General features: G+C 49.6%; 11 protein-coding genes. 6 read left to right on the top strand and 5 right to left on the bottom strand.

Features of this window, described 5'->3' with window-relative positions; genetic code table 11:
• Position 1: 1 nt before the first annotated feature.
• The 6 genes from AC6I1V_RS14930 (at position 2) to AC6I1V_RS14905 (ending at position 7,206) form a co-directional block, all read left to right on the top strand.
• Complete coding sequence (locus AC6I1V_RS14930) at positions 2-1,099, top strand: PDDEXK nuclease domain-containing protein (RefSeq protein WP_279203713.1); 1,098 nt, start codon at positions 2-4, stop codon at positions 1,097-1,099.
• A 3-nt stretch (positions 1,100-1,102) separates the two neighbouring features.
• Complete coding sequence (locus AC6I1V_RS14925; RefSeq protein ID WP_178643649.1) at positions 1,103-2,185, top strand: hypothetical protein; 1,083 nt, start codon at positions 1,103-1,105, stop codon at positions 2,183-2,185.
• 236 nt (positions 2,186-2,421) lie between these two features.
• Entirely contained in the window at positions 2,422-2,646 is a 225-nt protein-coding gene (locus AC6I1V_RS14920) for a helix-turn-helix domain-containing protein (RefSeq protein WP_279203711.1), read from the top strand.
• A gap of 55 nt (positions 2,647-2,701) precedes the next feature.
• Positions 2,702-5,341 (top strand): DUF927 domain-containing protein, encoded by a 2,640-nt coding sequence (locus AC6I1V_RS14915; protein ID WP_178643647.1) that lies wholly within the window; start codon positions 2,702-2,704, stop codon positions 5,339-5,341.
• A gap of 187 nt (positions 5,342-5,528) precedes the next feature.
• Complete coding sequence (gene mobV, locus AC6I1V_RS14910; RefSeq protein ID WP_178643646.1) at positions 5,529-6,755, top strand: MobV family relaxase; 1,227 nt, start codon at positions 5,529-5,531, stop codon at positions 6,753-6,755.
• A 145-nt stretch (positions 6,756-6,900) separates the two neighbouring features.
• Positions 6,901-7,206, top strand: coding sequence for a protein MobC (locus AC6I1V_RS14905; protein WP_178643644.1), 306 nt, complete (start codon positions 6,901-6,903; stop codon positions 7,204-7,206).
• 33 nt (positions 7,207-7,239) lie between these two features.
• Here AC6I1V_RS14905 and AC6I1V_RS14900 read toward each other — a convergent pair whose 3' ends face one another.
• From AC6I1V_RS14900 to AC6I1V_RS14880, 5 genes are all read right to left on the bottom strand, one after another.
• Positions 7,240-7,680: a hypothetical protein gene (locus tag AC6I1V_RS14900; protein WP_178643642.1), complete on the bottom strand. Its 441-nt coding sequence runs from the start codon at positions 7,678-7,680 to the stop codon at positions 7,240-7,242.
• Between the two features lie 16 nt (positions 7,681-7,696).
• The gene (locus AC6I1V_RS14895; RefSeq protein ID WP_178643640.1) at positions 7,697-8,134 is read right to left on the bottom strand and encodes a DUF488 domain-containing protein; all 438 of its coding nucleotides are present in this window, start codon (positions 8,132-8,134) and stop codon (positions 7,697-7,699) included.
• Between the two features lie 8 nt (positions 8,135-8,142).
• On the bottom strand, positions 8,143-8,739 hold the full coding sequence (locus AC6I1V_RS14890) for a DUF488 domain-containing protein (protein ID WP_178643638.1): 597 nt from the start codon (positions 8,737-8,739) through the stop codon (positions 8,143-8,145).
• On the bottom strand, positions 8,726-9,388 hold the full coding sequence (locus tag AC6I1V_RS14885) for a dual OB domain-containing protein (RefSeq protein WP_178643636.1): 663 nt from the start codon (positions 9,386-9,388) through the stop codon (positions 8,726-8,728). The genes AC6I1V_RS14890 and AC6I1V_RS14885 overlap by 14 nt, the downstream gene beginning before the upstream one ends.
• 368 nt (positions 9,389-9,756) lie before the next feature.
• Positions 9,757-13,149, bottom strand: a complete 3,393-nt coding sequence (locus AC6I1V_RS14880; RefSeq protein WP_497737164.1) for a DUF499 family protein — start codon at positions 13,147-13,149, stop codon at positions 9,757-9,759.
• Positions 13,150-13,161: the final 12 nt, after the last annotated feature.

Genomic DNA, 13,161 nt, shown 5'->3' with positions numbered 1-13,161 from the left:
CATGGAAACCGACATACCAATTTCGCAGCAGCCTGCTGCGAAATTGGTTCCGGAGCAGAGCATGGTAAAAAATACTCCCATCCCGACAAATTATGACGTGATTCTGGAAGAGTTGAAAGCTCAGGTTCACGCCGCCCGGATGCGGGCCGCGCTTGCGGCCAATAGCGAACTTGTGGGTCTTTATCTGAGCATAGGTCGCAAAATTCTTGAACAACAGCGCCGGGAAGGATGGGGGGCCAGAGTTATTAGCAAACTGGCTGATGACTTGCGGGCAGCCTTCCCCGACATGAAAGGATTTTCCCCTCGCAATTTACTTTATATGAAGCAAGCCGCTGAAATTTTTGGGGAACGTCCAATTTCGCAGCAAGTTGCTGCGAAATTGCCCTGGGGCCATATCATGGTGCTTATCAACAAGCTCAAGGCGGAAAACGAGCGCCTCTGGTATGGCCTGCAAGCTATAGAGCATGGCTGGTCCCGTGCTATTTTAACCATGCAGATAGAAAGCGGCTTGCACGAACGCCAAGCCACTTCGCTTAAAATCAGCAATTTCCAAGACCAGTTGCCTGCCCCCCAATCGGATATGGCGTACGCGGTTCTGAAAGATCCGTATATTTTTGATTTCCTGTCCGTGGGTGAAAAAGCGCAGGAACGAGAAATTGAACGGGAACTGGTCAAACATATTACTGAATTCTTGCTCGAACTTGGTTCGGGTTTTTCCTATGTAGGCAAACAAATTCATCTTGAAGTTGCCGGAGAAGATTTCTTTTTGGATCTTTTGTTTTACCATCTCAAATTACGCTGTTATGTTGTTATTGAACTAAAGGCAGGCCCGTTTAAGCCAGAATATGCCGGCAAACTCAATTTTTATTGCTCTGCTGTGGATAATGAACTTCGCCATGAACAGGACAATCCGACTATTGGCCTTATCCTGTGTAAAAACAAGAACAAGTTGCTTGCTGAATATGCTTTACGAAATATAACAACGCCTCTTGCCGTGTCAGAGTATACTCTAACACGGGCCATTCCTGAAGAACTCAAGACGAGCCTGCCCAGTGTTGAAGAAATTGAAAAAGAACTGGATACAGATAAAAAGGAATAGCTCATGCTACCTTCATCAACAAAGCTGACCATTTTTCAGCGTGGTATAGCCCAAAAATGTGTTGTATTTTGTACATATGTCATAACTATCTCTGTAACAGCATTTATTCTTGACTGGTTGGACAAGAAAACTTTTCTTAATATCATCCATGAAGCGAATAAACAAGGTTCTATTTCCGAACAAGCTGTCAACGCATTTACCATTCTCATTAACGCACGCGATGAAAAATTTTTCCTCGATCTCATTTTTATTGGAACATTTTGTGGAATCATAGGTTTACTCATTATCCGGCAGGTTGCAAAACTGCAATGGTCAAGGCCGGTTATTCTCCCCAAGGTTATTGAATTCAAACAGGCTATGCAGCATATTGGCATACATACTCCTGAAGACAGAATAGACTTCGTTCGCAAGCAGGGAATTCCTATTTTTATTGCCTCCAAACCATTTCTTGAAATGGAACAATATAGTATCCCTGTACGCCTCTATACCTTCGCATACAACTCAACTCTGAGCGATGCGAATATTTTCAGCACCTATATCGGTCAACAACGTTTGTGTCTTGATGCTGCCGATTATGAATATCTTCTGGAAAAGTATGGACGGGAGGCTCTTTCTGCCTATACAGCGCGTATCCGCGATCTGGAAGAGACCATTACCAACCTGCAGGGCGCACTCTCGGTACAGCAGACAAAAATGAATGATGTCATGGAACAAAATCAAATATTACTTGCCGAAAAAGCCGAATATCAGAATAAAAAGCGAACCCTTTCCGGCAGAGAAAAGAGTCTGGAAAGTCGGGAAAACGCCAAACGGCCTGTCCGGCGTGTTATTTATCCTCTGGTGAACCGATTGGTTGCCGAGGCCGAGCCTGGAACCAAGTACACCCGCACCAAAATTCAGGAAGAATTTTTACGGGAACTCGAAGCCTTCCCGGAACTCAAGCCCGCTGTTCAGGATGCGCTTCATACACCCCAAAAAGCCAAAAGCAATACCCCCTTTGAGTTGGCAGGTTGGGCAATGGAAGAAGTTCGCCTTGCCTTGGGCGAGTACTCTCAAACAAGTCCAGGACGCGACAAGGAACATTGAAACTTCGCTCAAATCTCTTGCTTCTGTGAAACATTTTTTGCGATTCCTCACACAACTCGCCATTTCTTAATCATTTGAGATAATTCAATAAATAAAAAATCTTCGAGTTTTGACAGAACTCGGAGATTTTTTCCTTTCTCCGGCACAGCGCCGGGAATTTTCTTCTCTTTCAAGGCCGGTATCCTTCCTTCAAACGCCGCCTCATGCGGACAATCTCGCGAAAGAAGGATACAACCATGATTCCCAAGCAAAAGCTCAACACCCAGGAAGCTGCTGCCTATCTCGGCATTCAGCCCAATACGCTTGAAGTCTGGCGCTGCAAGCATAAAGGCCCGCGCTACGCCAAACTCGGCACCCGCGTGCTGTATGACAAGGCAGACCTTGACGAGTTCTTCGCGTCCCGCTCCATAGAAACGCTGGAAAGCACCAAACGCGACCGCCGTTACAGGAACCAGCGATGATCCCCCAGCTTTTTCATGACTTGCAGTTTATGCCTGCCGACTTTGGAGATGAGGCATGAACGCCGACATTCTGCACAGTTTTGCCGAGTGTCTGCGTTCAGCGGGGCTGGAGGTCGAGGCCGTTCAGGCCGACGGCCTCCTGCACCGTTGCGGCACAACGGACAGGCCCCGGCGCAGGGACGGCGCATACAAGGCGTTTCTGGACGCTCCGGCCTCCCTCTGGTGGAAGAACTGGCGCACCGGCGATGAGGGAACGTGGACGGCCAGGCCGGAAAAGGAATTGACCGCCGCCCAGCGCAAAGCCCTGCATGAACGCATCCGGGCCATCAGAGCGCACAACGAAGCCGAACAGGCCCGCCGCTGGCAGGCAGCCGCAAAGCTGGCAATCAGTATCTGGAATCATGCCAGTCCTGTCGGGGACAACCATCCTTACCTGCAAAGAAAGGAAGTCCCGGCCATCGGCCTGCGGCAGACGGAGGACGGGCGACTTATTGTTCCCCTGCTGAACCAGTCCGGAAAAATCCAGAGCCTGCAATTCATCCTGCCGGACAAGCCTGCCGAAGGTACGGACAAGTTCTTTCTCAGGGGCGGCAAAACGTCCGGCGGCTTCTTCTCCATTCCTGCCAAAAACGGAACCAAAGACGGACCCTTGCTCATTGCCGAAGGCTATGCCACAGGGGCAAGCCTGCATCTGGCTACCGGACACGCCGTGCTGATCGCCTTCAACGCCGGAAATCTGGAAGCCGTCGCCCGACTAGCCCGTGCCCGGTATCCGGATCGGGAAATCCTGCTTTGCGCGGACACCGACTGCGAAACCGTCAAACCCGACGGCTCGCCGTGGAATCCCGGCAGGGAAGCGGCTTCCAGCGCGGCGCAGGCTGTGGGCGGCAAGCTGGCCCTCTGCCCGGCACATGACGGCAGGGCGACGGATTTCAACGATCTGCACCGGCTGCGTTCTCTTGAGGCTGTCCGCGCTGTCATTGCATCCGCCCGCAAGCAGGATACCGATTGTCCCATGCCGGAAGGCTTCTTTCTTGTTCCCGATGGCAAACGCGCCGGACTGTACAAGCTGGAAACCAAGCCGGACGGCGAGATGAACGAAGTCCGCATCGGGCCTCCGCTCTCCGTGAGAGGCATGACCCGCGACAGCGAGGGCAACGAGTGGGGCCTCATGCTGGAATGGGCTGACCCGGACGGCAAGAAGCATACCTGGCCCATGCCCATTGAGCTGCTCTTTCGGCAGGGCGCGGACTGGTACAGCAGCCTGGCTTCCGGCGGCTGGTTCGGTAATCCCGTTGCCAGAAAAAAGCTGGTGGATTTTCTGGCCGCTGTCAGACCTGTCCGGCGCATTCGTTGCGTTCCCCGTACCGGCTGGGACAAGGCCGCCTACATCCTGCCGGATGCCGTGTACGGCAACACCTCTGGCGAAAGCGTGGTGCTGCAATCCGCGCATCACGGCGATCTGTACCGCACCGCCGGAACTTTGGATGGCTGGAAGGAGATAGCCACACTCTCCATCGGCAATTCCCGTTTGAGCTTCGCCCTGTGCGCGGCCTTCGCCGGGCCGTTGCTGCGTCTGGCCGGTCTGGAAGGCGGCGGCTTCAGCTTTGAGGGAGGATCATCCTCCGGCAAGACAACGGCCCTCCAGATTGCCGCGTCCGTCTGGGGCGGGCCGGAACACGTCCGAAGCTGGCGCGCCACGGACAACGGCCTTGAGAACATTGCAGTCCTGCACAACGACAATGTGCTGATTCTGGATGAAGTCGGACAGGTCAACGGCAAGATTCTGGCCGAATGCGCCTACATGTTGGCCAACGGTCAGGGCAAGGGACGTTCCAGCCGCGAAGGCCATCTTCGCAAATCCCATTCCTGGCGTCTGCTTTTTCTCTCCAGCGGTGAACTCGGCCTGGCCGACAAGCTGGCCGAAAACGGGCTGAAGTCCAGAGGTGGACAGGAAGTCCGCTTTGTCGGGCTTCCCGTGGATACGTCCATGCTCACAGAACTGCACGGTTTTCCTCATGCCGGAGCCGTGGTCAACCGCCTCAAGGAGTTGACCGATCTTCATTACGGCCACGCGGGCCGCGCCTTTCTGCACAAACTGACCGAACCCGACACCATGACCACGGTTTTGTCCGAGCTGCAACCGGCTCTTGCCAACACGGTTAATCGTCTTGTGCCTGCCGGAGCGGACGGACAGGTGCGGCGCGTGGCCCAACGCTTCGCGCTTTGCGGACTGGCCGGAGGTCTGGCCGTGCAGATGGAGATTCTGCCCGCCGACTTTGACGCTCCAGGCTGTGCCGAACACTGTTTTCATGACTGGCTGGCCGCGCGCGGCGGCATCGGCGCTTCAGAGAACGCGGCCATTCTGGCCGCTGTACGTCTGTTCATCGAGCAGCACGGAGCAAGCCGTTTTCAGGACTTGGACACACAAATGTCCACATGCCCCAACCGCGTTGGTTTTAGACGTAACGTCCGGGACATCACCGAATATATCGTGTTGCCGGAATCGTTCAGAGCCGAGATTATCAAAGGTTTTTCACCCCGGCGCGCGGCGGCTGTGCTTCGCAAGGCCGGATGGCTGCAACTCAGTGACGGCAAGAATACCACAAAGCGCGAATTGCCCGGCATGGGCAGGATCAGGGCCTACGTTCTCGTTTTGCCTGATGAAGGCAGCAGTGATGATGAACCGTCATAACCGTATCCAAAAATTGCGTGGGCATGGTGGGCAGGTGGGCAAAAGCCCATGCGACATCTGTTTGTTACGCCCACCTGTAAGAAATCAAAGGTGGGCACGAAAAAAAGGTGGACGCGCTTTTTTCTTGTTATCCCTTGCCTCGCCCCTGTGCCCACGTCGCCCCCCCCCAAAAAAAACGGAGAAAACAATGTCACTCCTCGTCTTGCATATGGACAAATTCAAGAAAGACGCCATTCGCGGCATTCAGTCGCACAACCGGCGCGAACGCGAAAGCCATTCCAACCCCGACATTGATTACAGCCGGAGCGTGGGAAACTACGACCTATGCGACAATAGCTCCTCTAGTTATGCCGAAACCATTCAAAATCGCATTGACGACCTGCTCATGGTTAAGGCTGTCAGAAAAGATGCGGTTCATATGTGCGGCCTGGTTGTCAGTTCGGACAAAGAATTTTTTGACAAACTCAATGCCGATGAAACCAGACGCTTTTTCGAGGAAGCCACAGCCTATCTCACAGATTTTGTCGGCAAGGAAAACGTCATCTCCGCAATGGTGCACATGGACGAAAAAACGCCGCACATGCACTTCCTCCATGTGCCGGTGACGTCGGACGGCAGGCTTTGTGCCAAGGATATTTATACCAAAACCGCGCTCAGAAAATTGCAGGATGAATTGCCGAAGCATCTGCAAAAATGTGGTTTCCGGATCGAGCGCGGCGTGGAGCAGCAAAAAGGCTCGGCAAAAAAACATCTGGATACCAGGGAATTCAAGCAACAGCAGGAAATGATAGCCGCCATGCGGCAGGATGCAGCCCGATTGGAGGCAATCCTTTTTGACCTCCAAAAACAGATTGAACTTGCCGAAGCGCAACAAACCTCTCTTGAGGAAGAAAATGAAAGCAGGAAAAAGGCAATTTCTGAAGCCGAAGCCAAATTAAAAAATGGCCCCAAACTGCCTGCCGTGAACTTCTTCAATTTTAAAGAAGTGCTCGTCCATGCCCAGGAAAAACTGAATGCGTACCAACAAGCCCTTTCCGACAAGGAAGAAGTAGCCCGAGAACGGGACATGCGAAAACAGCAGGCGCAAAACCTGTTGTATGAGCGCGACAGGGCGCATGAAGCTGTGCGGATGGCACAGTCCAGAATTCTGGCCCTGGAATCAGAAAATAAAGATCTCAAAGCGCACATGGCACGAGAAAAAGACAAGGCAAACCTGAAACTGACGGATATGCAAGAGTTTATTCAGCTCTCCGGCAATTATATCCGTTTTCAGGAATTTCAGCTTCAGCGAGAGGGCGAAAGGAAAATGAATGCCCGTAACCGGGAACAGGCCAGATTAGCAGCGGAGCGTGAACGGCAAATTCCGCAAGAGGCCGAAAAACCAAACCGCCCGCGTGGCATGAGGATGCGCTGAGGAATCTGACGAAAATCTTGGCGCAGCAGCAAGATATAGCCCACTATACCTTGCTGGCGCAAGGAGTGGGCAAGCGTGCCGCTTGACTGCCAAAGGCAAAAGCCAAATCCTGGGGTATTCCCCGTCAATCATAGGAGAAAACACCATGACCATCACAGCCAGCCAACTTAAAGAAATCCGACAGGAATTCGCCAAGCTCAAGCCCGCCGCCGTCACACTGGATGGAAACCGCGCCATGACCGTGAAGCAGGCCATTTTTACCCTTGCCCCGACGCTGGAGCGGATGAAAAAGCGCGGCTTTGACACACAGGAGATCGTCGAACGCCTGCACGAGAAAGGGATTGAAGTGAAACCTCAAACCCTGACCAAATATCTGACCGAGGCCAGACGACAGCGGGAAGGCCAGAAAAACCAAAAGAAAGACACGCCCCCGCCGCCTTCATTGCGCTAAAGCTAAAGCCGCAGTCATAGCCGCCAATATCGATTACGATTTGCTTTGAGTTTCGGATAGCGCTCTAATAATCATACGCTTTTCATCTTGGGAACTCTTTGTAAATCTTTTGATAAGCTGCACATATTTCTCAGAAGATTCGGCTGGTGGATTAATGCCGGATGTTATAAATTTATTGCATGTTTCATCCATCTTTTTATGCCAATTTATTGGCATATATGTATAATATTTAACTTTAAATAGCGTATTGTCACCAGAAAAAAGAGCGTTGACTGAATTATAGAATATATCAATATTTGCCTTACAAGAACGCGTTACCATATCTCTAATGGTTGGTTCTCTTTTTTCGTATTGATCTGCAGTACTAAAAAAAGCACATATTCCAGCATCACGTACTGATAGTTCAAATTTTACAAAATGCAATATCTGTAAAAGAAGATACTCAAATTGGACCATACGTTCTTGTGTGATCATAAACATTACTCCTTTTTTATAAATGAATAACCTTTTCAACCATAAACATATCTCTAATTGTATTCGCTGCTAGCCGCCTATGACATTGTTCGGCAGACTTTTCGCTACATAGCAAACAAGCCCTATTAAAATCTATATTTTTTAGCTCATTTTCAATTTTTCTTTCATTGATAAGATGTATATATTTCGCTTCATAATCATTCCAAGATATTTTTTTCGCTTTATAAGCATCCAAAATTTCTTTAGTTGGAGCAAGTATTGGTAGATGTTTATATTTTATATCACATATTTTGTCTAAAAAATAAGCAAGATCATTTTTTTTAGTATATCCAGACAACTGTGATACATTATTCAAACGAATATCAAGTAATGTTTGAACATTATTTAATTTTAAAAGTTCAAAAAATGTTTTTGCATCTTTTCCAGAAAAACCGACTGTATACAATACGGACATTTGTTCCCTCATTCGCTTTCAAGGTTATAGGCTATTTTTTTTTCCTGCAATAAATAAGCCTCCTTTTGTCTTTCTGCCTCATCTTTTAAAAGATTTTCTTGTTCCAGTTTATACATAGACATTATTCGTCTATCCAATTTTTCTTGTGGCTCAATTTTTGACTGTGAATGAATATGAAAAATCTTGATCTCTGGATATATATTTCGAAAATTATTGGCAACCAAAATTGCTCTATGACAGGTTGCCGGATCTTTTTCAGCACACATCAAGCATATGGAAAACTTATTAAGACCTTCTCTAACTCGTGCACAGCCATCAATGAAAAGTTCTGATTCTGCCATCTTACTAAAATCCGCGACTCTGTTCGTATATAAGGAATGGTCGTTAGGTCGCGCTCCAAGTTCATTGCCTAAAAATAAGTAGTATATCATGTTTTTATTAAGTAAACATTTTAGATTTGTAATATCATAGTCTTTAAAATGTGAACTATAGGGGGAACTCCTTATATCAACAAGTGCGCCAATAGAATTTTTTTTTAATACAGCGATAAAATCTTCGATCGCAAACCCTGAATAACCGATCGTGAATAAATTAAATAGAGACATGACCTGCAACCAGTTTATAACAATAATTATTAAATGGCTTGCCTAAACTAATAGTAAGGTAACATGAACCTATTTCTGTTGATTCGCCAAGTTTTAAAGTGTTCCAGTAATAATCGGTAAAAGCAGGATCTGTTACCACAAGTGAATAATCTTTATTTTTGTATGAGAATGCAAGCCTAATTTTAGTATTTTGACGTTCTTCATCACTCTGATCCTTTTTTATAACTGTTCCACCTGCGATTCTAATAAAATATAGTGAATTATTTACTCTATAAAGAGTATTCAGAGATACTCTATCATTCATCCCATGACGAGAAGAACAATTAAATCCGGTACTCCAGAGAGATAATGGGGAATCAACTAACAAATTAATATTTTGCTTTGGAAAGACACCGTGTACTTGCCAGTTTGGCCTTAAGGCAACTTTATAATTTTCTGGTTGCGTAGGGCTAGGCGCGTGATTACTCACCTCGCAAGCAACAACATTCCCGATATTGAATGTGCAATCTGCAATGGGCAAAGCTTCTTCACTGCTGCCTATTGGACGAAACCAGTTGCCGATACCGCCATTAGCAAGAATTTCTTTTCCTGCGATGCAGAAGCCACCCTCGCGAGCCGATTTTGCTAAGCAGACAAATTTTTTCAGCATGCTCCCCTCTGATACTCTATAGTTCTTTCCCTCAACGCCCCTTTTGGGGCTATCATAATAGTTTTCAAAAAATTTTCCAAATCTGTGGGGCAGAGCGTGGGGCAGATTTGCCCCACATACGAAAAAAGGGCTACATTTTCATGTAACCCTTTGATTTCATTTGGCGTCCCCAAGGGGATAAATTTTAAATTATAACATACTAAAATTAAAAATATTTTTATATATACAAAAAGATAATACCTACAAAAGTACCTCAAAAATAAAAATAGTTCAAAAAACCTCTAGGGACGCCGTTGGACGCTGAAAGCATTAGCTTGATTACAACAATTCACAATAAGGCCAAGAAGGTAATTATTTCAAAAGCAAAGCTACTCTTCTTCCTCAAAGCCAAATTCCTTGATTTTCAATGTCCGACAATTCTCGGATACTGCCCGTATTGTCTCTTGCGAGAAGCCTTTTGAGGCACCAGCTTCCACTTCAAGCCGCAGACTCAACGTAACCCCATTGTCTGCTGCGAGCTGAGAAATAACTTCTTCAAGGATACGCTGTACGTCTCGATTAACGCGGGTATCGTCCAAGGGTGCGGAGAGGAAAAATCGCATACTTTTGGGCGTAGACAGGGGCGATGGAGAGGTGGAGGGCTCTGTGCCCGTCCGCTCCGTAGTCAAAGGTGTCCCGCCTTCCCGTTGCACGGAAGGATGAGGATTCGAAACTCCCGCATCAGTAACAAATCCAGAAGGTGATGGATTATTTTGTATATGTTCCAGTTCGAGTTGCTTCTTTGCTGCACTTTTACGAACTATGAAGCCACTGCGATCTATAGACGCCTTTTGGGCATATTTCAAATCTATAAACCGCCCTTCACTTACGCCAGCTGCATAGGCAAAGTAATCTTTTTCCTGCACACCTTCATGGATGGCCTTTTCAAGTACGCTGTAATCGGAAAGACGCGGCAGATAGCAGTAGATGCAGAGATACTCCCATAATTTTTTTATTTGCAGGCTGTCTGCATCTTTCCAAAGTAGGCTGTCCAACTCCATCAGCAAAAGCGCAGGAGCCCACTTGTCTATTACAGTTTCATTTTCCAGCAGCTTTTTGCCGGCCCGGCTTATAATTCCCTCTGAAGAGCCGCTGAGCCTTGTTTTTTCCCATTCCACATTTTTCATGTCAGAGCGAGTAATGGCCGGAGTCAGAAGCCAACACCATGTTTCGTTCAATCGTAGCTCAACAGTCTCATCACTGCGTTTGAGGCTGTTTTCCGTCTCTCTGTTTTGTGCAGCATCAAGGTTTAAGTCCTGACTGTCATTTTTAATGGACTGCCACGCCAGATAGCGACGGGTTTCCTGTTCCAATGCCGACATGGATGTTTGGTCAGGAGCAAGAAAGACCAGCATATTACGGAAAATTCGAGGAGAATTCCCCCGGCTTTCCCAAAATTTTTCAACAATATCCAAGGCTGTGCAGCCATGAGATGAAGTCGTCACTGTCTCGCTGGGGCTGAGTATCACCAAGCGGACAGTCTGGTCGTCAGGCACGTCCAATGAGGAAGCAGGGCAAATATGTATACCTTTAAATGGAGGTTCCAGTCGCAATTTTTTCATGCGGCGTTCTATCTCATATTCCACTTCAGAAGCCGAGAACTGTGTCGCACGATCCTCTACCGTCTTTCGTAGCGTCGGCCTGGTATCATACCAAAACCGATCTCCTGAAGGGTTCGTGTACAGGTAAGCAAGGCTGTTTTGCAAAGAACCGAGCGCATCATTGAACACGGCAATCTGCTCGCCGGGCTGCACCACACCGAGTCGTATGCGTGAGGCTTCTATGCCGCGCACGTTCTGTTGCCTCACTGTAGGGGCGCTGCCCAACATGATGGTTCTGGCTACTCGCCGTGAGGCCAGAGTCTTGCCGTAGCGAAGAACATTTTTATCTTGCTGCCAGGGAATGGAGCGCTTGCCGTCTACTTCTCTGTCCACAAGGCTGTTCCAGCCTTCCGGCAGATGACGCGTCAGCTCGTCGCGCACGGCTGACACGTCCAGAGGCAGGGAACCGGGCATGATTAACAGCCCCGCATCGCTGCCCATCCACAATTCATGAATGACGGCGGCCATCAGGCGCAGCACGCCGCGTGTGCGCTGAAAACGCTCCAGCGTGGCCCAGTCTTCATACAAACGGTCAAATACTTCCGGGTGGATGGGATAACAGGCCAGCAGGCGGTTCCTGTACTCCACTTCTCTGACTTCCAGAGGAAAATCAGTTGGATTTTCCCGGTACATGGCGCTGAAATGGCTGCATACCATTTCGCGTGCGGAAGGATTTTTGCAATCCAAAAAAAGCCTGCGGCGAACCACTTCAAAACCTTCGTTGGCAGCCACGGGCTTCCAGATGGCTTCCATGCGCCCAAAGGTATGCTCAATGGCTTCCAGAGCGGTTTTACCAGCTTCCCCACCCACCTCGATATCTGATTCCGGGATGGAGGCCACCACCAGACTGTTGCGGCTGGCGCGGGCGGCTTCTGTTATTTCCTGAATAAAGGTAATGAAATTATCGAAAGATCCGGCTGGCAGGCCGTTCACGCCATAGATGCGCTTGGCGTAAGCCACGAGTTCGTCCATAAGGATGAGGCAGGGGCCGCAGGCGTCGAAAAGATTTTTGAGCGATTCCGAGCCGGGCGAGATGCCCTTCTTGTCGGCCTCTTTCACGAAGTCGTACAGTTTCGGGTCGCCGACGGAAAGCGCGAGCTGGGCGGCCATTTCGCCCCACAGCGTATTGATGGTGATGCCGGGCAGATTCTGAGGACGCTTACTGCGGCTGGGGTCGAGGGCCGTGCCGACCAGTACGGCGGCGTGGACTTTCGGTAGGCTGGCGAGTCCGGCCCGCTCCAGCACGGGCCGCACTGTGGGAATCTTGTCCAGCGAGACCATGCCGCGCAGAAGATGATACAGCGCGAGCATGCTATGGGTCTTGCCTCCGCCGAAGGCCGTTTTGAGCTGGATGACGGGCTCGCCGTCCTTGCCGGAAACACGCTTTAAAGCCTGTACCAGCAGGCCGGACATGCCTTCGGTAACGTAGGTACGGGCGAAAAATTCCACTGGGTCGCGGTATTCAAAGGATCCTTCGCCACGTGACACCTGCGCTAGGTCGGCGGCGAACTCTGCATTGCGGTAGCGGCCCTGCGCCACGTCGGGATGCGGTTCGATAACGTCGCGCCAGCAGGGAAGCCCGGACGGCGACACAGTGAGCATCCCCTCTGCTTTGACAGGGCTGGGTGCGGCCTGTACAGCCTGCGCTGTGACCGTGGTGGAACCAGCAGAAGAGCCGTAGCGGGACTCGCGGAGTAGGGAGCGTATCTCTTCCGTGAGCTCCGGGTCTATCTGTTCGCAGAGGCGCGACATGGTATCGAGTGCGCGCCACGTATCACTGTCGTTGAAGTCCTGCGCGCCGATGTGGGCCAGCTTGTTGCGCACGCCCACAAGTTCCTTGGCCCAAGTACGGTGGTCAATGGAGAGGCGTTTGCGGAACACTTCGCCCCAGTACAGGTCAAACAGGATAAGACAACGCTGGATGTCCAGCGAGTCGACAAGCTTTTGTTCAGGGCCGTCTTCGGGGAGGTCGCGTTTCTGCTCATCCCAGAGTTTGCCCATGACCGCAACACGCCACCAGTCTGTCCCGTACTCAATTTTGAGTATTGCACAGATATAGGGAGCAAAAGCCTTCAGGAGATGGCGGAAACCTTTGAAAACGAGTTCGTTATTGTTAGACATATCTCACTCTCA

This window comes from Bilophila sp. T19-St14, assembly GCF_059728385.1.
The sequence above is the reverse complement of the archived record's forward strand: the minus strand, read 5'-3'. Positions and strand labels throughout refer to the sequence as shown.